Raw genomic sequence first — 25,001 nt, 5'->3', positions numbered from 1 at the left:
TATCCATGAAAAAAATAGCTGTATTCCTAATTGTATTTGTAATCACTGGAACACTTTGCGCCCAGAATACCAACACCTATGCTTTGAAGTTGGACCACATAGCACTTTCAGTAAAAGACTTGGATCGCTCCGTTGATTTCTATACTAATGTTTTGAAACTTTCAGAAATTACCAATCTTACACGAAAAGAAGGCATTCGTTGGGTTTCATTGGGTGATGGTAAAGAATTACACTTAGTTTCCACAATTAAAGGACCTGTTACGATAAACAAAGCTGTACATCTTGCGTTTAAATCAGCTAATTTTGACGCATTGATTCAAGCACTTAAAGCTTTAAAAATTACATATTCTGACTGGCCGGGGAAACTTGACACCATCACCGTTAGAGCTGACGGAATCAAACAAATATACATACAGGATCCAGATGGCTATTGGATTGAAATAAATAGTGCCGAACAACACTAAACTGTACAACTAAAAAAACGAAACTCCTCAGTTGCCTGAGGAGTTTCGTTTTTTTATTCCTTATATTTTTTGAAATTTACCAATTAGAATTATTGTAAAACTCTATTTATTTGGGAGAAATTTTTCTCATAATATTTTTCTTTGGTTGAGGAAATAATAACTCCATTACTCACTGAAGAGTGAATGAATTTTATTTCTCCTTCACAAACTTCTACCACCATACCTACATGATTAATTTGGCTTCTACCATTCGTTTTAAAGAAAATTAAATCTCCTTTTTGAGCTTCTTCAGTATTTATTTTAGTACCAATACCGGATTGTTCTCTTGATGTTCTTGGCAACTTTATATCGAATGCACCAAAAGTAGTACACATTAAACCGGAACAGTCAAAACCTGCTTTTGAAGTTCCTCCAGAACGGTATCTCGTTCCTATGTTTTCTGAAGCGCGTTCTATCAATTGATCCAGAAAATCATGACTAAAAGTAGGCTTTAATGTATTGTTAAAATCAATTGTAGTATTTTCAATTGTAGTTGCATTATTGCTATCAATGCTAACTACAGCATTATTTTCTACTGGTACATTATTTGCACGAATGTTCAACTTAGCTCCTACACGAAGCCCGTTTTTAACTTCTGGATTTTGTTTTTCTAATTCCTGAACCGAAATTCCGTATTGTTTAGCAATACCATATTTAGTTTCTTTTGGCAACACTTCGCGAACAATATTATCTGAGATTGCGCTTGGCGCATCATTTGGTTGAGAAACAGCTATAACTTCTGATTTTGGCAAATCTATTTTTGGCTGAGAAACTACTGGCTCTTCTGTTTTAGGTGTAATTGTAACGGGCTCTGCAATAACTACAGCTTCAGCAGTTGGTAATTCTTTGTTAGGCTGTGGCGCAACTGCTACTTCAGTCACTGGTATTCCATTTCCCGGAATCGTTATTTTTTGACCCACTCTAAGTGCTTTAGTACCTAAAGTTGGATTGGCTTTGTCTAATTCTTTAACCGTAATTCCGTATTTTCTTGCGATAGAATATTTTGATTCTTTTGGCTGAACTTCTATCGTGGTTTGTTCCGTAGTGGATTTTTCAGTTTCGATTACTTGGGGAGTAACTACTAATTCCGGTTTTTGAGAAACCTTTTTGGCTTGAGGAGCAACAGCTACTTCCGTTGAAGATGCGTTTGCAGGAATTATAATTTTTTGACCTATTTTTAATCCTGTAGATTCTAGCGTTGGATTAAGTTCATTTAATTCTTTTAGGGAGATTCCGTATTGTTTTGCAATTCCGTAAAGCGTTTCTTTGGCAAGTACTTCATGTTCTTTTGCGGAGTAATTTGCTGCAACCTTGGATTTAGTATTTGTCTTTTTTGTGGCTGCTACAGGAATTAATAAAATGGAGTTGAGTTTTAATAGATTTTTTGCGTTTGGATTTAATTTGAAAATAGCGCTTTGTTTAACATCATATTTCTCAGCAATACTAGAAATTGTTTCTCCTTTTACGATGGTGTGCTTCGTGGTATTTTCCTGAGAAAAAAGAACGATACTATTCAATAAAAACAATGTTACAATTAATCTTAAACTCATATTCATTTATTTCAAATTACTTACCCCATTTTTATTCTACACAGCGATTTCGGGATATAATTATTAAATCTCGCTATGGTTTGCTTTTTTACTTTTTTATTTAAAAAATTGTAAAAATAATCCTTATCTCTTTTATAAAAAGAGGTTCCGAATGTGTTCATTTTAAATTCTAGTTGATTTTTTATTTCAATTGCAAAAGCAGGTGAAATGGTAACGCCGTACAATCCTATTGTATTGTTGGGCTGAAAATAAAAATTCTAAAGAAGGTTGATTTAAAAAACTATCAAAAAAGCTCCTTTGAATATTTAATTTTTCAAAAAAGCTAATATAAGAGATTTAATCAAAAAACACAGCCTTTTTTTAAATTTTAACGTTCAAAAAATAAAATTTCGACTTGTTTTTTGAATTTTGCCCGTATTTTCGGCTTATAGCCCTTTTCTTTTTTAAAATAAAATTTTGTTTGAAATCAATAAACAGGAATTGAAATTCTGGTTTATGACTTGTAGCCCTGATGAAAGTGAAAAGCCTTTTGCAGCGGAATTGCCTATTTTTCCTGGGAAAAAAGAGCGACTAAAAGAAGCTCCTTTTTTATCTTGGAAAAAAGCAATTGCGCAAAAAAGCTTGAAACGGTCAGCGGGAAATAGCTCAAAAAAAAAACCACCTCATTTTATTTGAAGTGGCGCTGTTAATTCTCTCGTTTTGTTCATACTACATGAATATCACTCCACTTTTCAGCAAGTTTAGAGAGGTTAGCTCGCATTAAATCATCAGGAGTCATCGCTATTCTAAATTCACAATTGGCTTCAAAATTTAAAAACCAAGGTTCAGCAATAGATGGAATTGCAGACGCATCAGGAACTTCAACTACCATAATTGCGCCCCGATGCCCGTCTTGTTCAGAAAAATAAATACTCTCTGGTTTGATATCATTAATCACTCGACTAATGATTTCGCCAGCAGTTCCATTTCTAGTCATTGAGTTGAAAGGCTCAATAGGAAAGATAACATTGACTAACATTCTCATAGCAATAAGATTTAAGATTAATAGTAACTAAAGATACAAAATAACACAATCCGTATTGCTAATAAAATACTCATTACCAATACTTTAACTTAAATTAACATGTCATTAGAAAGCGAATATTGTTCTTCTGAAAAAAACCATAAAACAAAAAAACTCCCAAGTTTCCTTGAGAGTTTTGAATATAAATGTTTTAATTTACTTATGCGTTACTGGCAGCAGCAATTAAGTTTAATGCTGAACCAGCTACAAACCAGCCAATTTGCCCTTCGTTATAGGTATGGTTTGCCAAGATAATATCTTTGGTTCCATCTGCGTGAACGAATTCTAGAGTTAATGGCTTTCCTGGAGCAAAATCTACTAAATCTGTGAAGTTGATGGTGTCATCTTCCTGGATTTTATCGTAATCTGCTTCGTTAGCAAATGTTAATCCTAAAAGCCCTTGTTTTTTAAGGTTTGTTTCGTGGATACGAGCAAATGATTTTACTAATACTGCTTGAACTCCTAAGAAACGAGGCTCCATAGCTGCATGCTCACGAGAAGAACCTTCTCCATAATTGTGATCTCCCACAACAATAGATGGAACTCCAGCTGCTTTATATGCACGTGCAACTGCAGGAACGGCATCATAGGTACCCGTTAATTGATTTTTTACCGAATTGGTTTTTTCTGTAAAAGCATTAACTGCTCCAATCAACATATTGTTAGAAATGTTATCTAAGTGACCGCGGAAACGCAACCATGGACCAGCCATAGAGATGTGATCTGTAGTACATTTTCCGAAAGCCTTAATCAATAATTTAGCTCCAGTAATATTTTTACCATCCCAAGGTTGGAATGGTGCCAATAATTGCAAACGATCTGAAGTTTCGCTAACTAGGATTTGAACACCTGATCCATCAGCTGCTGGTGCTTGAAAACCTGCATCTTCTACTGCAAATCCTTTTTTAGGCAATTCATCACCATAAGGAGCGGTTAGTTTTACTTCTTCTCCGTTATCGTTGATTAAAGTATCAGTAATAGGATTGAAATCCAAACGACCTGAAATTGCTAAAGCAGCAACCATTTCTGGAGATGTTACAAAAGCGTGTGTGTTTGGGTTACCATCGGCACGTTTGGAGAAGTTACGGTTGAAAGAGTGAACGATTGTGTTTTTTTCTCCTTTATCTGCTCCTGCTCTATCCCATTGTCCAATACATGGTCCACAAGCATTAGTAAATACTTTGGTTCCCATTTTTTCGAAAGTAGCGATAATTCCATCTCTTTCGATAGTATACCTAATTTGCTCCGAACCTGGATTGATACCAAATTCAGCTTTTGGGCTGATTCCTAATTCAACGGCTTGATTTACGATAGATGCAGCGCGAGCCATATCTTCGTAAGAAGAGTTGGTACAAGAACCGATTAATCCCCATTCTACTTTAATTGGCCATCCGTTTGCAGCAGCTTCAGCTTTCATTTGAGAAACTGGCGTACCACGGTCCGGAGTAAAAGGGCCATTAATATGTGGTTCTAATTCAGAAAGATTAATTTCGATTACTTGGTCAAAATATGTTTCCGGGTTTGAATACACTTCTGGATCAGCAGTTAAATAAGACGCTACCTTATCAGCAGCATCTACTACATCTTGACGACCTGTTGCAGAAAGATATCTTCTCATGGACTCGTCATAACCAAATGTTGAAGTGGTAGCACCAATTTCGGCACCCATATTACAAATAGTTCCTTTTCCAGTACATGACATTGAAGTAGCTCCTTCTCCAAAATATTCAACGATAGCTCCTGTTCCACCTTTTACAGTAAGAATATCAGCTACTTTAAGGATTACATCTTTTGGTGCAGTCCAACCGGAAAGTTTTCCAGTTAATTTTACACCTATTAATTTTGGAAATTTTAATTCCCATGACATTCCTGACATTACATCTACAGCGTCAGCTCCACCAACACCAATAGCCAACATTCCTAATCCACCTGCATTTACAGTATGTGAATCGGTACCAATCATTAAACCTCCGGGGAAGGCATAATTCTCCAAAACGATTTGGTGAATAATTCCCGAACCTGGTTTCCAGAAACCAATTCCGTATTTATCAGACACTGAAGAAAGGAAGTCAAAAACTTCTTTGGATTGTGTATTTGCTGCAGCTAAATCAAATTCAGCTCCATTTTTAGCCAAAATCAAGTGATCACAATGCACCGTTGTAGGAACTGCAACTTTCTTTTTACCAGCGTGCATAAATTGCAACAATGCCATTTGAGCCGTTGCATCTTGACAAGCAACTCTATCCGGGGCAAAATCCACATAATCAACACCTCTTCCAAAAGCAGTTGATGGCATTCCATCCCAAAGGTGATTGTACAAAATTTTCTCTGTTAAAGTAAGCGGACGGCCAACTATTTCGCGTGCCTTATCAACACGAGTTGTCATGTTGTCGTACACTTTTTTAATCATTTCAATATCAAAAGCCATAATATATAGGTGTTTTTTGTTATTCTATTTATACATCACAAGATACAAAAAAATAGAGTATAAAAAAAGCCTGAGTCTAATGACTCAGGCTTTTAAATTATAATTAACTAATTATGTGAATTATTTAACTAATAACTTATGAGAAGGTGCAAACTTGGTTAGATTAATACCTTCTACCGCCGTTTTATATTCTTCTATTGTTGGAGTTCTACCAAGGATTGTAGATAAAACTACAACTGGAGTAGAAGAAAGTAAAGACTCTCCTTTTTTACCTTCAGTATCTTCTACAACTCTTCCTTGGAAAAGACGCGTAGATGTTGCCATAACGGTATCTCCTTTAGCAGCTTTTTCCTGGTTACCCATACAAAGGTTACAACCTGGACGCTCTAGATATAACATATTTTCATATGATGTACGTGCTGCAGCTTTAGGAACATTATCGTCAAATTCGAAACCAGAATATTTTTGTAAAATTTCCCAGTCACCTTCTGCTTTTAATTCATCAACAATATTATAAGTAGGCGGAGCTACAACTAGTGGCGCTTTGAATTCTACTTTACCTTCTTGCTCATCAATGTTCTTAAGCATATGAGCTAGAATTTTCATATCACCCTTATGAACCATACAAGATCCAATAAATCCAAGATCTACTTTTTTAACCCCTCCATAGAAAGATAATGGTCTAATAGTATCGTGTGTGTATCTTTTAGAAACATCAGCATTATTCACATCAGGATCTGCAATCATTGGCTCAGCAATCACGTCAAGATCTACAACAACTTCAGCGTAATACTTAGCGTTTGCATCCGGTCTTAGCGCTGGTTTCTCTCCTGAAATAATCTCGGCAATTCTCTTATCAGCTATAGCAATCAATCCTTTCAGTACTTGATTTTTATTATCCATTCCCTTATCAATCATGATCTGAATTCTACCTTTTGCCATCTCAAGAGATTCAATCAAGGTATAATCTTCAGAAATACAGATAGAAGCTTTTGCTTTCATTTCTGCAGTCCAATCCGTAAAAGTAAATGCTTGATCTGCATTCAGCGTTCCTAAGTGAACCTCAATAATTCTTCCTTGGAATACATTCTCTCCACCAAATGTTTTAAGCATTTGAGATTGTGTAGCATGAACCACGTCACGGAAATCCATGTATCCTTTCATATCTCCTTTGAAAGTCACCTTCACAGATTCTGGAATTGGCATTGAAGCTTCACCTGTAGCCAAAGCCAAAGCAACTGTTCCTGAGTCAGCACCAAAAGCAACACCTTTTGACATTCTGGTATGAGAGTCACCACCAATGATGATAGCCCATTCGTTTACAGTAATATCATTAAGTACTTTATGAATTACATCCGTCATGGAATGATAAACGCCTTTCGGATCACGAGCCGTGATCAAACCGAAGTCATTCATAAATTTCATTAATCTAGGAATATTTGCCTTAGATTTATTGTCCCAAACTGAAGCAGTATGACAACCTGATTGGTAAGCACCGTCAACAATTGGAGAAATCACAGTTGCAGCCATAGACTCTAATTCCTGAGAGGTCATCAAACCAGTTGTATCTTGTGAACCAACAATATTTACGGTAACACGAACATCAGAACCAGCGTGTAACACTTTACCTGGAGTTGTTCCAACCGCATTTTTATTAAATATTTTTTCTACTGCAGTAAGACCCTGCCCTTCAATAGAAACTTCTTTTGACGGAGCATATACAGGTACAATAGCAATACCAAGAGTTTTTGATGCAAATGTTTGTAATTTTTTTCCAAACACAATTGCATAAGAACCTCCCGCTTTTATAAATTCAATTTTCTGAGGAGTGAATGCTTTAGAAATATCTATCAATTCTTTATCTCCACTATACAATTTCTTTGTCTTTGTATTGATTGTAAGAACCGTACCAGTAGCAACAGAATACACTTCCTCAAGAATAGGATCACCACTTTCATTACGAATAGGGTTACCATTTTCATCTAATTTTTTTACCCAGTTTTTAAGGTCCAAACCTATACCACCAGTAACATCAACAGTTGTTAGGAAAATTGGAGAAATACCGTTTGTTCCTGCAACGATTGGAGCAATATTAATAAATGGAACATAAGGACTAGCTTGTTTACCACTCCAAAGTGCCACGTTGTTTACACCTGACATTCTTGAAGATCCCACACCCATAGTACCTTTTTCAGCGATTAACATCACGCTCTTATCAGGATTCGCTTCTGCTAACGCTTTGATTTCAGCTTGTGCTTCTGGAGAAATTAAGCATTTACCGTGCAATTCACGATCTGAACGAGAGTGCGCTTGGTTTCCTGGAGAAAGTAAATCTGTTGAAATATCTCCTTCACCTGCAATAAAAGTAATTACCTTAATTTCTTCTGCAATTTCAGGTAATTTAGTAAAGAACTCTGCCTTAGCATAGCTTTCTAGAATATCCTTGGCAATTTCGTTACCGTTTTTGAAAGCCTCAGCTAAACGATCTGTATCTGCTTCATAAAGATAAACTTGTGTTTTTAAAACAGCTGCAGCATCTTTTGTAATAGCAACATCATCACCTAAAGCTAAATCAAGTAAAACGGCTATAGAAGTTCCACCTTTCATATGTGATAATAACTCTAAAGCAAAAGCAGGCGTAATTTCAGCAACTACTGATTGACCTAAAACGATTTCCTTTAAAAACTTAGCTTTCACATTAGCTGCAGGAGTAGTTCCTGGAACAACATTGTAAATAAAGAATTTAAGAGAATCCTCTCTGTACTCGTTATTCAAATCTTTAATTTGTTCAATGATTTCGCTTAATAATTCGGCTCCATCAATTGGCTTTGGGTTAAGTCCCTGGCCTTTTCGTTCTTCAATTTCTTGAATGTAATCCTTATAAGTATTCATAATAGAAGTCTTTTCTTGGTATTTTTATTTTTTGTACGCAAATTTAGGAATTAATGCCGAGAATTAAAAAAAATATAATAGATGTAGCTTTTTCAAAAATTATTATTACAAAATAAAGAGTTTCACTACTTTTTATTGTCAAAAATTCAATTTTAAATTAAAATAATGAATTATCAACAATTTAAAATCTTTTCTTTGAGAAAGTTGAAATTTAACGATACTTAGGGAGCGAGATTTTACACCGTTTTCAGCTAAGAACCTTTCTAAATTATCACTTATAACGTTGTAGTTGTGTTTTCAAACGCTCTTTTTGGTCAAACTGTACTATTAAGTGAAAACAAAAAAGCCAAACAGATTTTAGAAATTTGTTTGGCTTTTTTCTCAATATTAAAAATTATTACATCAGCTTCTGAATAATAGCTTCTTCAGTAATTCCTTCGGCATCAGCTTTATAATTTTTAATAATTCTATGGCGTAAAATTCCGGTAGCCACAGCTTTCACATCTTCAATATCCGGAGAAAATTTACCATTAAAAGCAGCATTTGCCTTGGCAGCTAAAATCAAATTTTGTGAAGCCCTAGGTCCAGCTCCCCAATCTAAATAATTTTTCACAAACTCATTAGATAGCGGATTATCCGGTCTTGTTTTACTGACCAATGTCACTGCATACTCAATTACATTATCTGCAACTGGTATTCTACGGATTAATTGTTGAAAATCAATTATTTCTTGAGCAGTAAATAATGGATTTATAGTGTTTTTTATATCAGAAGTAGTTTGCTTAACTACTTGAACTTCTTCTAAAAAAGAAGGATATTCTAATTTTATGGCAAACATGAAACGGTCTAACTGAGCTTCGGGCAAAGGATACGTTCCTTCCTGCTCAATTGGATTTTGTGTTGCCAAAACAAAATAAGGCAAATCTAATTTATAGTTTTCACCTGCAATAGTAACCGAACGCTCCTGCATCGCTTCCAACAAAGCAGCCTGAGTTTTTGGCGGCGTTCTGTTTATCTCGTCGGCCAGAATAATATTGGAAAAAATAGGCCCTTTTATAAATTTAAAATGACGATTTTCATCTAGTATTTCACTTCCAAGTATATCTGAAGGCATCAAATCCGGAGTAAACTGAATTCTTTTGAAATCAAGTCCTAATGCTTGCGCAAGCGTGTTTACCATCAATGTTTTGGCCAATCCTGGAACTCCTACCAATAATGCATGCCCGCCAGAAAATATACAAAGCAAAATTTGATCTACCACATCATTCTGACCTACAATGATTTTTGCTATCTCCGTTTTTAGCTCATTCCTTTTTTGAACCAAGTTATGTATTGCTGCTACGTCTGACATGTATTAAGTATTTTAAAATTAAAAAGAGTTAGCGTTATGAAATCATAAAACTAACTCTTTTTATTTATTTATTGAAAAATTTTTATTCCTAATTCCAATCTGGTAAATGATTAAGAAAACTATTTTTTAAGCCAATTGTTTGTAAAATCACAATCTCTATATTCTCCAATGATTTTGATGTACGTTTCTTTAATCTTTTCATCAAACCATTTTCCAATAGTCGTAATTTGTTTGCTTTTTAAAGCCAAGTCTTTTATCTTGATGTAATCTTTGGCATAATCTGCTGCATGCTCATCTATTCTATTTGTAACAGTAATTAGTTTGAATGTTTTCTTTCCTTCCTCACCTTGTTCTAATATTGGAGCAGAAACTTCACCCTCTTTTAAATTAGAAACTTGACTATAAAAAGTAGGATCCAGCTTAGTCAACTCAAAACGAGTATCTTGTGTTTTTGGATTGATTAAAGCTCCACCATTGGCTCTAGTTTCTTTCTCATCAGATAATGTTCTGGCTGCATCTGCAAAAGTGATTTCTTTATCTTCGATTCTTTTTTTAATCAAAGTAATTTTCTCTTTAGCTTCATTCAACGCTTCTTCAGTAACTGTTGGTGTCAATAATATATGACGTAATTCTATTTCTTGCCCTTTAATTTTTTCTACATAAATGATATGATATCCAAAATCTGTTTGAAAAGGAGCAGAAATTTCTCCTTCAGCAAGACTAAACGCAACATCTTTAAACTCTTTTACAAATGGAGTTTTACGATTCATTTTATAAAACCCTCCATTCGATCTTGAACCCGGATCTTGAGAATATAAAACCGCTTTTGTAGAAAAACTAGAACCTTCTTCTATTTCCTTTTTAAAACCATTCAGTTTATCAATTACTTTTTGTTTATCGGCATCCGAAACTTTAGGAGTAACCACAATTTGCGCTACTTCTAATTCTACACCAAAGAAAGGAAGATCAGTGGCAGGTATTGTTTTGAAATAATTACGCACTTCTTCAGGAGTGATTTCTACAGCATCAACAATTTTCTTTTGCATTTCTGAACTTAACTTACCTTCTTTTAAAATATCAGAGAAGTAAGTTCTGAATTCTTCCTCAGAATCTTTTTTGTAATACTTAACCACTTTGTCCAAAGATCCTATTTGCTCTACCATATAGTTCAAACGATCTTCCATCATACCTTTCACTTCAGCATCTGTAACTACGATACTATCTTGAATAGCTTGATGTGCATATAATTTATCTTCCAATAATTTACCTAACATTTGACATCTTGTAATGTCTTTTACAGATCCACCTTGAGTCGAAATTTCAAGATACGACTTATCAATATCAGAATCAAGTATGATATAATCCCCAACCGTGGCAATTACACCGTCAATTTTTTGTTTTTGATTGGATTGGATTTTTTTAACCGGAGTAATGACACTATCCTTAATAATTTCTTGAGCACTTGCTACAACACTGGAAAAAAGCAAAACAAAAAAAGTAAGTGCAATTCTATTATTGATGGATCTCATTTGTATTTTATTTATTGGCATTATTATAATTTGTATTTATTGTAAAACATCCCTATTCAACTGTCTTTAAACCTGTTTTATAAAGGCCAGAATAATTTTGGCAAATATACACTTTAAGAATCAAGAAGCGAATTGAATTTATAATACAATTTCTTACCATTCTTTAAATTTAAAACGAACAAAAATAACAATTCAATTACATAATACAAGTTTCCTACCTACTATTAACAAAAAATTATAAACGCATTTATTGATTGCGATATTCAGCTCCTAAATCGTAAAGAAACTGAACATTAGAAGTGGCGAAATTAAAATCACCGTTGTGCATTATTAAATTGTAACAGTATCATTTTATTTCCCTTTTTCAAACATTACACTTTTTAGTAAAATCTACTTTTCTTTTTTCTACTATTTCATTTGTTCCAAATCGAGTTTTGCTTTAAAAACATTCCGAAAACAGAAAAAGCATTAAAAAACAGGGCTTAAATTTCTCATTTTTAGCAGTATATTCAAAAAGTTGCAAACACTACAACGTTTTCGTTAAGAATTAAAAAAATTCGCATACTCATCACGTAAGAATTTGTATAAATTAGCTAAAAAAGTGATTTATTATTAAAAAATTAAACTTAAAAATAAATTTATAATAATTATTCGATTTATTTTTTTGATTTTAATAAAATGAGTTTTAATTCCTAACCTTAAAAAAAATCTAAAATTCATATTGTATACTATTTTCAATTAATACTCCAAAATCTATTATTTAACCAAATTTATTCCTTTTATGAAAAAACTAAATTTCAAAGCGTATCTATTATCAGCCTTATTAGTTGGTATGTATTCGTGTAATTCGAATGACGATCTGACAACTGATTCTGCTGCTGCAGCTTCACAATTCAAAGTAATCAATGTTACGCATCACGACGGACAACCATTCAGCACCGGAAAATCTGCTAATTCCACAACCGGAAGATATGTTGCAAATCCTGGCGGTGGTGTTATGATGCAAGCATTCTATTGGGACGTTCCTGCCGGCGGCAACTGGTGGAATACTGTTAACGCCAAAATAACGGCTTGGTCAAATGCCGGGATTGGTTCTATCTGGCTTCCTCCCGTATCCAAAGCACAAAATGGTGCTTTTTCAATGGGATATGATCCTACAGATTATTTTGATTTTGGTAATTACAATCAAAATGGAACTGTAGAAACAAGATTCGGTTCCCGTACAGAACTAGAAAGTCTGATAACAAAAGTGCACGCCGAAAACATGCAAGTATATGCTGATATGGTTTTAAATCACAATAGCGGCGGGCAATTAGAAAACAATCCTTTTACTGGAACGCAAACCTATACTAATTTTACCGGTGTCGCTTCTGGCAAATTCCCTAGAACCAGTGCTGATTTTTATAAAAATGCATACGGAAATAATGATGAAGGTGCTTTTGGAGGTTTTCCTGACTTAGCTCACGTGGTACCAAATGTTCAAGACTGGCTTTGGAAAAGAGCAGACGGAGTTGGTAAATATTACAAAAATACGATGAAATTTGACGGATGGAGATTTGATTACGTTAAAGGTTTTGCACCTTGGGTCATAAAAGATTGGAATGCAAACGTGGGTGGATTCTCCGTTGGTGAGTTATGGGATTCTAACGTAAACATACTGAATGATTGGGCAAATAATGCCAATAGTTCTGTTTTTGACTTTGCCTGTTATTATAAAATGAACGATGCATTCGACGGAAACAATTTAAATCTTTTGAATGATGACATGATGTGGAAGAGAAATCCTTACAAAGCAGTTACTTTCGTTTCTAATCATGACACCGATGAAATTTGGAAAAAAGAGTTAGCGTATGCTTATATTTTGACTCACGAAGGATATCCAACTATTTTTTACAGAGATTATGAAGAATGGTTGAATAAAGCGAAAATGGATAATCTTATTTGGATACACAACAATAAAGGAACGGGAACAACTTCTATTTTATACACCGATACTGATGAATATATCGCTCGAAGAAATGGTTATAATGGAAATCCAGGTTTAGTGGTTTACATTAACAACTCATCAACTTGGCAAGAAAGATGGATTCAAACGAATTGGGCTAATGCACAAATCAAAGATTTCACAGGAAATTCAACTTGGTTTCCAACAACCCAAGGCGATAAATGGGTTAAAATTCAGTGTCCGCCAAATGGATATTCTGTTTGGTCAATCAATATGTAACACATAAATACCATCAAGGCTGTCTGAAAAGGCAGCCTTTTTTTATCAGTTAGTAAATCTTCACAACACTAATATTGATTTAAAATCACATGAATTGCAACTTCAAAACTCACCTACTCCATTTAGAGTATACAATTTTTTTAATTGGCATTTATAAATAGTACTTTTGCAAACTATTTATACAAATATGGGCTTTTTAGAAGAAATACAACGCAGAAGAACTTTCGGGATTATCTCACATCCTGATGCCGGAAAAACAACACTTACTGAGAAACTCCTCCTTTTTGGTGGTGCAATTCAAGAAGCAGGTGCCGTAAAGAATAATAAAATTAAAAAAGGTGCTACCAGTGACTTTATGGAAATTGAACGCCAAAGAGGAATTTCGGTTTCTACTTCGGTTTTAGCATTCAATTATAAAGACAAAAAAATAAATATTCTCGATACTCCCGGACACAAGGATTTTGCAGAGGACACTTTTAGAACATTAACTGCTGTTGACAGCGTTATTGTTGTAATTGACGTTGCCAAAGGTGTTGAGGAACAAACGGAAAAATTAGTAGCTGTTTGTAGAATGCGAAAAATTCCAATAATCGTATTCATCAACAAATTAGACCGTGAAGGGAAAGATGCTTTTGACTTGATGGATGAAGTGGAACAAAAACTGGGTTTAACCGTTACGCCATTAAGTTTTCCAATAGGAATGGGTTATGATTTTCAAGGTATTTATAATCTATGGGAACAAAACATCAACTTATTTAGTGGAGACAGCCGTAAAAACATTGAAGAAACTATAGCTTTCTCTGATGTTCAAAATCCAGAATTAGAGAAAATCATCGGGCAGAAACCTGCTGATAAACTTCGAGAAGAACTAGAGCTGATTGACGAAGTGTATCCAAAATTTGATCGTCAGGATTATTTAGACGGAAAACTACAACCTGTATTTTTTGGTTCGGCATTGAATAATTTTGGTGTAAGAGAATTATTGGACTGTTTTGTTCAGATTGCTCCATCACCGAGGCCAAAAGATTCTGAGACACGATTGGTAGATCCAAAAGAAGAAAAAATGACTGGATTTGTTTTTAAAATCCACGCCAATATGGATCCAAAACACCGAGACCGTCTGGCCTTTATAAAAATTGTTTCTGGAACTTTCGAAAGAAATAAACCGTATTATCACGTTCGCCAGAAGAAAAATTTAAAATTCTCGAGTCCGAATGCTTTTTTTGCAGAAAAAAAAGAAATTGTAGACATATCCTATCCTGGTGATATTGTTGGTTTACATGACACCGGAAATTTCAAAATTGGAGATACGTTGACCGAAGGGGAAATCATGAGCTTCAAGGGAATTCCAAGTTTCTCACCGGAACACTTTAGATATATTAATAATGCTGATCCAATGAAAGCCAAACAATTGGACAAAGGAATTGATCAGTTGATGGACGAAGGTGTTGCGCAGTTATTTACACTGGAAATGAACAACAGAAAAATAATTGGTACGGTTGGTGCACTTCAATATGAGGTGATTCAGTATCGTTTGGAACATGAATATGGCGCAAAATGTACCTATGAAAATTTCCCTGTTCACAAAGCTTGTTGGGTAAAACCTAACGATCCAAAAAGCGATGAATTTAAAGAATTTAGAAGAATCAAACAAAAGTTCTTAGCACATGATAAGTACGGACAATTAGTATTTCTAGCCGATTCTGATTTTACAATCCAGATGACACAGAATAAATATCCGAATGTAAAATTATACTTTACTTCAGAATTTGAATAAAATATTTTTTAAAATAATTACAAAAAAAAACGCTAATTAAAAATTAGCGTTTTTTTTATATACCTTTTAAAATAAACCTCCACTTAAGAAATCATACTGTCAGAATCTACGGCTTTCTTTAAAAAAGCTTTGATCAACAAACGGTTTGGAGCAGAACCAGATGTTATAACCTGTATTTTTGTATTTGTACTTTCTTTAGAGATTGTACCGTTTGGATCTTGTTTTGTCCCCATAAACCATAGTACGAAATTCATACTATTTGAAGATGAAACTGCTGAAACACTTTCTTTTTTTGAATTACTGTTAACTTCAACAGTATTACCATCAACTAGCTTTTGAGCAGATTGACCAAATACAGATACGTTTGACATTAATACAAAAACAAACATTATCAAGAGATTAGAAATCCCTTTAGTGTCCGCTTTTAAAGAAAAATATTTCATAACAATTCGTTTTTTTATGATGGATAGGATTTAATTCCCTATCTCGAGAACGAAAGTATATCATTTATTTACGAGCAAAAAATATTTTCGATGAAGCACCTTAATAATCGTTTAAAACACAAACTTGTTATCAAGACCCTGAATTTAATAGTTTCTTAATATCAATTTATCAAATAAAAAGTATTGTTAGATTTTTTTTCAGAAATACAAAATTTCAAGAACGATTGCTGGAGAATATTGAAATTGTTCTGAAATACATATTTAAATCAAAACGTATAGTTACTAATTAAGTGACTAATATATAAACAAAAAAAGGCCCCATTTCTGGAGCCTTTTTTTTCTTTATAATTTATGCTTGTCCTGCCGGACCGAAGTTAAGCGGTATTGGTGCTTGTTCAGTGTCTTTTATTTCGCCATGAGCGACTTCAAAACGGTGAATATTTTCTCCTATTGCTTTCAACAATCTTTTAGCATGTTGTGGTGTCAAGACAATTCTTGATTTCACCTTAGCTTTAGGAATACCAGGCATGATGCTTACAAAATCTAAAACAAACTCTGATGAAGAGTGATTTATTATTGCCAAGTTGGAATAAATTCCTTCAGCAATTTTTTCATCTAGCTCAATATTAATTTGCTCTTGTTGTTGATTAGAATTACTCATATTTTAATAAATATATTCTTCTTTGTTAGCCATCATGTCGTTATAATCTTCTTTTGAACCTACAATTGTATTGTCATATTCTCTCATACCTGTTCCGGCAGGGATTCTATGTCCAACAATTACATTTTCTTTCAATCCTTCTAAGTAATCAATTTTACCTGCAACAGCAGCTTCATTCAATACTTTAGTAGTTTCTTGGAAAGATGCAGCAGAAATAAACGATTTAGTTTGAAGCGATGCTCTTGTAATACCTTGTAAAACTGGTGTTGCTGTTGCAGTAACAACATCACGAGCTACAACAAGATTTTTATCTGTACGTTTCAATAAAGAATTTTCATCACGTAACTCACGAGGCGTAATAATTTGACCTTCTTTTAATGCACTAGAATCTCCAGCATCTTCAACTACTTTCATACCATATAATTTATCATTTTGAACGATAAAATCTTTAGTGTGAATTAATTGATCTTCTAAGAATAAAGTATCACCTGGATCCTGAACTCTTACTTTACGCATCATTTGACGTATCACTACTTCAAAGTGTTTGTCGTTGATTTTTACCCCTTGTAAACGGTATACTTCTTGAATTTCATTTACCAAATACTGTTGAACAGCAGCTGGTCCTTGTATTCTTAAAATATCATCCGGAGTAATTGCACCATCAGATAAAGGCACCCCTGCTCTTACGAAGTCATTTTCTTGAACTAGAATTTGGCTTGATAATTTAACCAAGTATTTTCTAACGTCACCAAATTTAGATTCGATAACAATCTCACGGTTACCTCTTTTGATTTTTCCAAAAGAAACAACACCATCGATTTCAGAAACAACAGCTGGGTTTGAAGGATTACGAGCTTCTAACAACTCTGTAATTCTAGGTAAACCTCCTGTAATATCTCCTGATTTAGAAGAACGACGTGGGATTTTTACCAATACTTTACCTGCTTTAATTTTCTCACCATTTTCAACCATCAAGTGGGCTCCAACTGGTAAGTTATAAGAACGGATTAGTTCCCCTTCTTTACCGTAAACCAATAAAGTTGGAATTAATTTTTTAGCTCTAGATTCAGAAATTACTTTTTCTTGGAAACCAGTTTGCTCATCAATTTCAACCATGAATGATTGACCTTGCTCTAAATCTTCGTAAGCAATTTTACCGGTAAATTCAGAAACGATAACCCCATTATATGGATCCCATTTACAAATCACATCTCCTTTAGCAACAGATTGACCGTCTTTAACGAAAATACTTGAACCGTAAGGAATATTATTTGTACTTAATAAGATACCTGTTCTTTCATCGATTAATTTCAATTCAGTAGAACGAGATACAACAATATCAACTGCATTACCTTCGCTATCTTCTCCTTTAACAGTTTTTAAATCTTCGATTTCAAGTTTACCATTAAATTTGGTAATGATGCTTGATTCTTCAGAAATACCACCCGCAACCCCACCAACGTGGAATGTACGCAATGTTAACTGTGTACCAGGTTCTCCAATAGATTGTGCTGCAATAACACCAACTGCTTCTCCTCTTTGTGTCATTTTACCAGTAGCTAAATTTCTACCGTAACATTTTGCACAAATACCTTTTAACGCTTCACAAGTTAATGGTGAACGCACTTCCACTTTCTCGATTGGAGAAGCGTCAATTGCTTTCATTATAACTTCTGTGATTTGTTGTCCAGATTGAACTAAAACTTCATTGTTTAAAGGATTAATTACGTCTTGTAAAACAACACGTCCTAAAATTCTTTCTCCTAATGATTCAACAATTTCCTCATTTTTCTTCAATGCTGATACTTCAACACCTCTTAATGTCCCACAATCTTCGATGTTAACAATAACATCTTGAGATACATCATGCAATCTTCTTGTTAAATATCCTGCATCGGCAGTTTTCAATGCCGTATCCGCAAGACCTTTACGCGCACCGTGAGTAGAGATAAAGTACTCAAGGATAGAAAGACCTTCTTTAAAGTTAGAAAGAATCGGGTTTTCAATAATCTCACCACCACCAGCAGTCGATTTTTTAGGCTTAGCCATCAAACCACGCATACCGGTTAACTGACGAATTTGTTCTTTGGAACCCCTTGCCCCAGAATCAAGCATCATGTACACCGAGTTGAAACCTTGTTGGTCTTCTCTAATGTTTTTCATTGCTAACTCTGTCAATTGAGCATTTGCTGAAGTCCAAACATCAATAACTTGGTTGTAACGTTCGTTATTGGTAATAAGACCCATGTTATAATTTGCAGAAATACCTCCTACTTGCTCTCTTGCGTCGGCAATTAATTTAGGTTTCTGATCTGGAATTCTAATATCCCCAAGAGAGAATGACAAACCACCTTTGAAGGCAAATTTGTACCCCATGTCTTTCATGTTATCCAAGAAAGCCGCAGTTGTAGGTACATCAGTAGAACTCAAAACGTGACCGATAATATCTCTAAGGTTTTTCTTAGTCAATACATCATTGATATATCCAGCTGCTTCCGGTACTACTTCATTAAATAATACACGACCCGCAGTTGTTTGTATAATTTGGTATACTAATTCACCAGCTTCATTAAAATCTTTTGCTCTAATTTTTACTCTAGCATTCAATTCTAATCTTCCTTCATTCAAAGCAATATTTACTTCTTCAGCAGAATAAAAAGTGATTCCTTCTCCTAAAATTTTAAGCTCTGGAGTAGATAAACGTTCTTTGGTCATATAGTATAGACCCAAAACCATATCCTGAGAAGGTACCGTGATAGGAGCTCCATTTGCAGGATTCAGGATATTGTGAGAACCCAACATTAAAAGTTGAGCTTCCAAAATAGCTTCTGGTCCTAACGGTAAGTGAACTGCCATTTGATCCCCATCAAAATCCGCATTAAATGCAGTACAAACTAAAGGGTGCAATTGGATTGCTTTTCCTTCAATTAATTTTGGTTGGAATGCTTGAATACCTAATCTGTGCAAAGTAGGAGCACGATTCAGTAATATTGGGTGACCTTTGATTACATTTTCAAGGATATCCCAAACTACAGGCTCTTTCTTATCTATTATTTTCTTAGCTGATTTTACAGTTTTTACAATTCCTCTTTCTATCAATTTACGGATAACGAAAGGTTTGTATAATTCTGCTGCCATATCTTTTGGGATACCACATTCAGATAATTTCAATTCAGGTCCAACAACAATTACCGAACGAGCAGAATAATCCACACGTTTTCCAAGTAAATTTTGACGGAAACGTCCTTGTTTACCTTTAAGGGAATCAGATAATGATTTTAATGGTCTGTTTGATTCTGTTTTTACTGCAGAAGCTTTACGAGTATTATCGAAAAGTGAATCTACAGATTCTTGCAACATACGTTTTTCGTTTCTTAAGATAACTTCTGGAGCTTTAATCTCCATTAATCTTTTCAAACGGTTGTTACGTATAATTACACGACGGTATAAATCATTTAAATCTGAAGTTGCAAAACGACCTCCATCAAGTGGCACAAGCGGACGTAATTCTGGTGGAATAACTGGTACCACTTTCATAATCATCCATTCTGGACGATTCTCACGGTTCAAGTTAGACTCACGGAAAGATTCAACAACTTGTAATCTTTTTAACGCTTCCGTTTTACGTTGCTTAGACGTTTCATTGTTAGCATTGTGTCTTAATTGGTAAGACAATGCATCAAGATCAATTCTTGCCAATAAATCCATAATACACTCTGCTCCCATTTTGGCAACAAATTTATTAGGATCAAAATCATCAAGATACTGATTGTCAGCAGGAAGTGTATCTAAAATATTTAAATATTCTTCTTCTGTCAAAAAGTCTAATCTTTGTAATGATTCACCATCTGCATTTTTAGCAATACCAGCTTGGATAACTACGTATCTTTCGTAGTAAATAATCATATCTAATTTCTTAGATGGAAGACCAAGGATATAACCAATTTTGTTTGGAAGAGAACGGAAATACCAGATATGAGCAATTGGCACAACAAGATTGATGTGACCTACTCTGTCTCTACGTACTTTTTTCTCAGTTACTTCAACACCACAACGGTCACAGATGATTCCTTTGTAACGTATTCTTTTATACTTACCACAAGCACATTCAAAATCTTTTACTGGTCCGAAAATACGTTCACAGAAAAGACCATCACGCTCTGGTTTGTGCGTTCTGTAGTTGATAGTTTCCGGCTTTAATACTTCACCTCTTGATTCTTTCAAGATAGATTCAGGAGAAGCAAGTCCTATTGAGATTTTATTAAACCTTTTTACAGGGTTTTTATCTTTACTATTATTATTTCTATTATTCATCATAGTTTTTACTATTGATTTATTTGCAATTAAAAAATTGATTCTTGTTTAAGTCGAAAGTTTGAAAGTCGAAAGTCGAAAGTCACACTAGACTTTAAAACTTTAAGACATTTGACTTTATGACTGTAACATTACCTCGGATTACTTCTCTAAACTTCAACAAATTTTTGAAGTGCTATTTATTGAACCTTTGGGTTTAAATAAAAAATCGGAACGGGTTACGGGTATAAATCCTAAAAACTTATATAAATGAGTAATCAGCCCCGAAAAAATCGGGACTGATTACTAAACTTTTTTTATTCTTCTAAACGAATGTCTAATCCAAGACCTTTCAATTCATGCATCAATACATTGAATGATTCAGGTAATCCTGGTTCTGGCATAGATTCACCTTTTACGATTGCTTCGTAAGTTTTTGCTCTACCGATAACATCATCAGACTTCACAGTCAAGATTTCTCTAAGAGTACTTGATGCTCCATAAGCTTCAAGTGCCCAAACTTCCATCTCTCCAAAACGTTGACCTCCAAATTGAGCTTTACCTCCAAGTGGTTGTTGTGTAATCAACGAGTATGGACCTATAGAACGTGCGTGCATTTTATCGTCAACCATGTGTCCAAGTTTCAACATGTAGATAACTCCTACTGTTGCCGCTTGATGGAAACGCTCTCCTGTACCACCATCATATAAATGTGTATGTCCAAAACGTGGTATTCCAGCTTCATCAGTCAATTCATTGATTTGATCAAGAGTTGCTCCGTCAAAAATTGGTGTAGCAAATTTTCTACCCAAGTTCATACCAGCCCAACCAAGAACAGTTTCATAAATTTGACCAATGTTCATACGTGAAGGTACCCCAAGTGGGTTCAACACGATATCAACTGGCGTTCCGTCTTCAAGGAAAGGCATATCTTCATGACGAACGATACGAGCAACAATACCTTTGTTACCGTGACGTCCAGCCATTTTATCCCCAACTTTCAGTTTACGTTTTTTGGCAATATATACTTTAGCTAGTTTCAAGATTCCTGCTGGCAATTCATCTCCAACAGTAATAGTGAATTTCTCTCTACGTAATGCACCTTGTAAATCGTTCAATTTAATTTTATAGTTATGAATTAAATCATTAACCATTTTATTAGTTGCATCATCAGCAACCCATTGACCTTTACTTAAGTGAGCAAAATCTTCAACAGCATAAAGCATTTTTTGAGTGTATTTTTTACCTTTTGGTAAAACTTCCTCACCCAAATCATTCATTACACCTTGAGATGTTTTTCCGTTTACGATCAAGAAAAGTTTTTCAACTAATTTGTCTTTTAATTCAACAAATTTAACTTCAAACTCCATTTCAAGTGCTCCTAAAGCATCTTTATCTTGAGTACGCTTACGTTTATCTTTTACTGCTCTTGCAAACAATTTTTTGTCTAAAACAACACCATGTAAAGATGGAGACGCTTTTAATGAAGCATCTTTTACATCACCTGCTTTGTCCCCGAAGATTGCACGAAGCAATTTCTCTTCCGGAGTAGGATCTGATTCCCCTTTTGGAGTAATTTTTCCGATAAGAATGTCGCCAGGTTTAACTTCAGCTCCTATTCTAATCATACCATTTTCATCTAAATCTTTAGTAGCTTCTTCAGAAACGTTCGGTATATCGTTCGTTAATTCTTCGTTACCTAATTTAGTATCTCTAACTTCTAATGAATAATCATCAACGTGAATAGAGGTGAAAATATCGTCACGAACTACTTTTTCAGAAATTACAATCGCATCCTCGAAGTTATATCCTTTCCATGGCATAAATGCAACTTTAAGGTTTCTACCTAAAGCTAATTCACCATTTTGAGTCGCATATCCTTCTGATAATACTTGTCCAGGAATCACTCTGTCCCCTTTTCTTACGATAGGTTTAAGGTTGATACTTGTACCTTGATTGGTTTTTCTAAATTTAATTAGATTGTATGTTTTTTCATCTGGCTCAAAACTCACCATTCTTTCTTCCTCAGAACGGTCGTATTTGATAGTGATGATATTTGCATCTACATATTCTATAACTCCATCTCCTTCAGCATTAATCAATACTCTAGAATCAGAAGCTACTTGACGCTCTAAACCAGTTCCAACAATTGGAGCTTCAGGACGAATTAATGGTACCGCCTGACGCATCATGTTAGATCCCATCAAGGCTCTATTCGCATCATCATGTTCCAAGAAAGGAATCAAAGAAGCCGAGATAGAAGCAATTTGATTTGGAGCAACATCCGTATAATCAACTTTTGTTGGTTCAATTACCGGGAAATCACCTTCTTGACGTGCAATTACGTCTTCGGCAGTAATTTTTCCAGTAGCATCCATTTGAATATTTGCCTGAGCAATCATCATTCCTTCTTCTTCTTCTGCGCTTAAGTACACTGGAGTAGACACTAAATCTACAGTTCCATTAGTTACTTTACGGTAAGGTGTTTCGATGAAACCCATTCCGTTTACTTTAGCATAAACACCAAGAGATGAAATCAAACCAATGTTTGGTCCCTCAGGAGTTTCAATTGGACATAAACGTCCGTAATGCGTATAGTGAACGTCACGTACCTCAAAACCTGCTCTTTCTCTCGAAAGTCCACCTGGTCCTAGTGCAGATAATCTTCTTTTGTGCGTAATCTCGGCAAGTGGATTCGTTTGATCCATAAACTGAGACAACTGGTTTGTTCCAAAGAAAGAGTTGATAACAGATGATAATGTTTTAGCATTAATCAAATCTATTGGTGTAAACACCTCGTTATCTCTAACGTTCATTCTCTCACGAATAGTTCTAGCCATACGTGCTAAACCAACACCGAATTGTTGAGACAATTGTTCTCCAACTGTTCTTACACGACGGTTTGATAAGTGATCAATATCATCAATCTCTGCTTTAGAGTTGATCAATTCAATCAAATATTTCACAATAGTTATGATATCTTCTTTGGTCAAGACTTGCTTTTCCATTGGAGTATCTAAACCTAATTTTTTATTTATTCTATAACGACCTACTTCACCTAAGTTGTAACGTTGGTCAGAAAAGAATAATTTATCTATAATACCACGAGCCGTTTCTTCATCAGGCGGTTCAGCGTTACGTAATTGTCTGTAGATATGTTCAACAGCCTCTTTTTCAGAGTTTGTTGGATCTTTTTGCAATGTATTATGAATGATGGCATAATCACCTTGATTAGCATCTTCTTTATGTAACAAAATAGATTTAACGTTAGAATCAATGATTTCTTCTACATTATCTTTGTCGATAATTGTATCTCTATCAAGGATTATTTCGTTACGTTCGATAGAAACTACTTCACCAGTGTCTTCATCTACGAAATCTTCATGCCATGTATTCAATACACGGGCAGCTAATTTTCTACCGATATATTTTTTTAAACCTGTTTTAGAAACCTTAATTTCTTCAGCAAGGTCAAAAATTTCTAGAATATCTTTATCTCTTTCAAAACCAATTGCTCTAAAAAGAGTGGTAACTGGTAATTTTTTCTTTCTGTCGATATAAGCATACATTACGCTATTAATATCTGTAGAAAATTCTATCCAAGAACCTTTAAAAGGAATTACTCTCGCAGAATATAATTTTGTTCCATTTGCATGGAATGATTGACCAAAGAAAACACCTGGAGATCTGTGTAATTGAGAAACAACTACACGCTCAGCACCATTAATAACAAAGGTACCACTTGGTGTCATATAAGGTATTGTACCAAGATAAACATCTTGAACAATAGTTTCAAAATCTTCATGTTCTGGATCTGTACAATATAGTTTTAACCTAGCTTTTAAAGGCACACTATAGGTAAGACCTCTTTCTATACATTCTTGAATTGTATAACGTGGTGGATCTACAAAATAATCAAGGAATTCTAATACAAAGTTATTTCTTGTATCAGTAATTGGGAAGTTTTCCATGAAGGTATTGTAAAGCCCTTCGTCGCCTCTTTCGTCAGATTTAGTTTCTAATTGAAAAAAATCTTTGAACGATTTAACCTGAACATCAAGAAAATCTGGATAATCAGGAATATTTTTTGTTGAGGCAAAATTCAATCTTTCAGTCTGATTTGTTATCATCAATGGACAAAATTTTGATTAAAAAAGTAATTTTTGGTGTAAATAATAATTTATTTACATTTAAATTTTACAACCATTACATCTTTAAAAAATCAATTTAAGATAACTACTTTCTTATTATCTATTGATTTATTTTCTCGTAATGGGCAAAATTATT

The 25,001-nt window shown here is 34.4% G+C and carries 14 protein-coding genes; 4 read left to right on the top strand and 10 right to left on the bottom strand.

What is annotated here, in order from left to right:
- Positions 1–5 precede the first annotated feature (5 nt).
- Positions 6–464, top strand: coding sequence for a VOC family protein (locus CLV00_RS07680; RefSeq protein ID WP_099714558.1), 459 nt, complete (start codon positions 6–8; stop codon positions 462–464).
- Between the two features lie 89 nt (positions 465–553).
- Here CLV00_RS07680 and CLV00_RS07675 read toward each other — a convergent pair whose 3' ends face one another.
- On the bottom strand, positions 554–2,053 hold the full coding sequence (locus CLV00_RS07675) for a LysM peptidoglycan-binding domain-containing protein (protein WP_099716280.1): 1,500 nt from the start codon (positions 2,051–2,053) through the stop codon (positions 554–556).
- A 456-nt stretch (positions 2,054–2,509) separates the two neighbouring features.
- Between CLV00_RS07675 and CLV00_RS07665 the strand changes: the two genes are divergently transcribed.
- A complete protein-coding gene (locus CLV00_RS07665) occupies positions 2,510–2,728 on the top strand; it encodes a hypothetical protein (protein WP_099714556.1) in 219 nt (72 codons plus the stop codon).
- Positions 2,729–2,756: 28 nt separating this feature from the next.
- On the opposite strand, the gene CLV00_RS07660 is transcribed toward CLV00_RS07665, so the two are convergent.
- The 5 genes from CLV00_RS07660 to CLV00_RS07640 form a co-directional block, all read right to left on the bottom strand.
- Positions 2,757–3,077 carry a panthothenate synthetase gene (locus tag CLV00_RS07660; protein WP_099714555.1) on the bottom strand — a complete coding sequence of 107 codons (321 nt, stop codon included), beginning with the start codon at positions 3,075–3,077 and terminating at the stop codon, positions 2,757–2,759.
- 199 nt (positions 3,078–3,276) lie between these two features.
- A complete protein-coding gene (locus CLV00_RS07655) occupies positions 3,277–5,544 on the bottom strand; it encodes an aconitate hydratase (RefSeq protein WP_099714554.1) in 2,268 nt (755 codons plus the stop codon).
- 120 nt (positions 5,545–5,664) lie between these two features.
- Entirely contained in the window at positions 5,665–8,436 is a 2,772-nt protein-coding gene (locus CLV00_RS07650; RefSeq protein ID WP_099714553.1) for a bifunctional aconitate hydratase 2/2-methylisocitrate dehydratase, read from the bottom strand.
- 397 nt (positions 8,437–8,833) lie between these two features.
- Complete coding sequence (locus tag CLV00_RS07645; protein WP_099714552.1) at positions 8,834–9,787, bottom strand: MoxR family ATPase; 954 nt, start codon at positions 9,785–9,787, stop codon at positions 8,834–8,836.
- A gap of 119 nt (positions 9,788–9,906) precedes the next feature.
- Positions 9,907–11,337 (bottom strand): peptidylprolyl isomerase, encoded by a 1,431-nt coding sequence (locus CLV00_RS07640; RefSeq protein ID WP_099714551.1) that lies wholly within the window; start codon positions 11,335–11,337, stop codon positions 9,907–9,909.
- Positions 11,338–12,097: 760 nt separating this feature from the next.
- On the opposite strand from CLV00_RS07640, the gene CLV00_RS07635 reads away from it, so the two are divergent.
- Positions 12,098–13,540, top strand: coding sequence for an alpha-amylase (locus tag CLV00_RS07635; protein ID WP_099714550.1), 1,443 nt, complete (start codon positions 12,098–12,100; stop codon positions 13,538–13,540).
- A 187-nt stretch (positions 13,541–13,727) separates the two neighbouring features.
- On the top strand, positions 13,728–15,317 hold the full coding sequence (locus tag CLV00_RS07630) for a peptide chain release factor 3 (protein WP_099714549.1): 1,590 nt from the start codon (positions 13,728–13,730) through the stop codon (positions 15,315–15,317).
- An 83-nt stretch (positions 15,318–15,400) separates the two neighbouring features.
- On the opposite strand, the gene CLV00_RS07625 is transcribed toward CLV00_RS07630, so the two are convergent.
- The 4 genes from CLV00_RS07625 to rpoB form a co-directional block, all read right to left on the bottom strand.
- Complete coding sequence (locus CLV00_RS07625) at positions 15,401–15,760, bottom strand: hypothetical protein (RefSeq protein ID WP_099714548.1); 360 nt, start codon at positions 15,758–15,760, stop codon at positions 15,401–15,403.
- A gap of 349 nt (positions 15,761–16,109) precedes the next feature.
- Entirely contained in the window at positions 16,110–16,421 is a 312-nt protein-coding gene (locus CLV00_RS07620) for a DUF3467 domain-containing protein (RefSeq protein ID WP_073354716.1), read from the bottom strand.
- A gap of 3 nt (positions 16,422–16,424) precedes the next feature.
- Positions 16,425–20,738, bottom strand: coding sequence for a DNA-directed RNA polymerase subunit beta' (gene rpoC, locus CLV00_RS07615; protein WP_099714547.1), 4,314 nt, complete (start codon positions 20,736–20,738; stop codon positions 16,425–16,427).
- 293 nt (positions 20,739–21,031) lie between these two features.
- Positions 21,032–24,844 carry a DNA-directed RNA polymerase subunit beta gene (rpoB, locus tag CLV00_RS07610; RefSeq protein ID WP_099714546.1) on the bottom strand — a complete coding sequence of 1,271 codons (3,813 nt, stop codon included), beginning with the start codon at positions 24,842–24,844 and terminating at the stop codon, positions 21,032–21,034.
- Positions 24,845–25,001: the final 157 nt, after the last annotated feature.

This window comes from Flavobacterium sp. 11, assembly GCF_002754315.1.
In the GTDB taxonomy this organism is placed as follows: domain Bacteria; phylum Bacteroidota; class Bacteroidia; order Flavobacteriales; family Flavobacteriaceae; genus Flavobacterium; species Flavobacterium algoritolerans.
The sequence above is the reverse complement of the archived record's forward strand: the minus strand, read 5'-3'. Positions and strand labels throughout refer to the sequence as shown.

Bases quoted from the DNA above. Each gene is read 5' to 3' on its own strand.
- CLV00_RS07680 (WP_099714558.1), top strand. From the start codon at position 6: ATGAAAAAAATAGCTGTATTCCTAATTGTATTTGTAATCACTGGAACA.
- CLV00_RS07675 (WP_099716280.1), bottom strand. From the start codon at position 2,053: ATGAGTTTAAGATTAATTGTAACATTGTTTTTATTGAATAGTATCGTT.
- CLV00_RS07660 (WP_099714555.1), bottom strand. From the start codon at position 3,077: ATGAGAATGTTAGTCAATGTTATCTTTCCTATTGAGCCTTTCAACTCA.
- CLV00_RS07655 (WP_099714554.1), bottom strand. From the start codon at position 5,544: ATGGCTTTTGATATTGAAATGATTAAAAAAGTGTACGACAACATGACA.
- CLV00_RS07650 (WP_099714553.1), bottom strand. From the start codon at position 8,436: ATGAATACTTATAAGGATTACATTCAAGAAATTGAAGAACGAAAAGGC.
- CLV00_RS07645 (WP_099714552.1), bottom strand. From the start codon at position 9,787: ATGTCAGACGTAGCAGCAATACATAACTTGGTTCAAAAAAGGAATGAG.
- CLV00_RS07640 (WP_099714551.1), bottom strand. From the start codon at position 11,337: ATGCCAATAAATAAAATACAAATGAGATCCATCAATAATAGAATTGCA.
- CLV00_RS07635 (WP_099714550.1), top strand. From the start codon at position 12,098: ATGAAAAAACTAAATTTCAAAGCGTATCTATTATCAGCCTTATTAGTT.
- CLV00_RS07630 (WP_099714549.1), top strand. From the start codon at position 13,728: ATGGGCTTTTTAGAAGAAATACAACGCAGAAGAACTTTCGGGATTATC.
- CLV00_RS07625 (WP_099714548.1), bottom strand. From the start codon at position 15,760: ATGAAATATTTTTCTTTAAAAGCGGACACTAAAGGGATTTCTAATCTC.
- CLV00_RS07620 (WP_073354716.1), bottom strand. From the start codon at position 16,421: ATGAGTAATTCTAATCAACAACAAGAGCAAATTAATATTGAGCTAGAT.
- rpoC (WP_099714547.1), bottom strand. From the start codon at position 20,738: ATGATGAATAATAGAAATAATAATAGTAAAGATAAAAACCCTGTAAAA.
- rpoB (WP_099714546.1), bottom strand. From the start codon at position 24,844: ATGATAACAAATCAGACTGAAAGATTGAATTTTGCCTCAACAAAAAAT.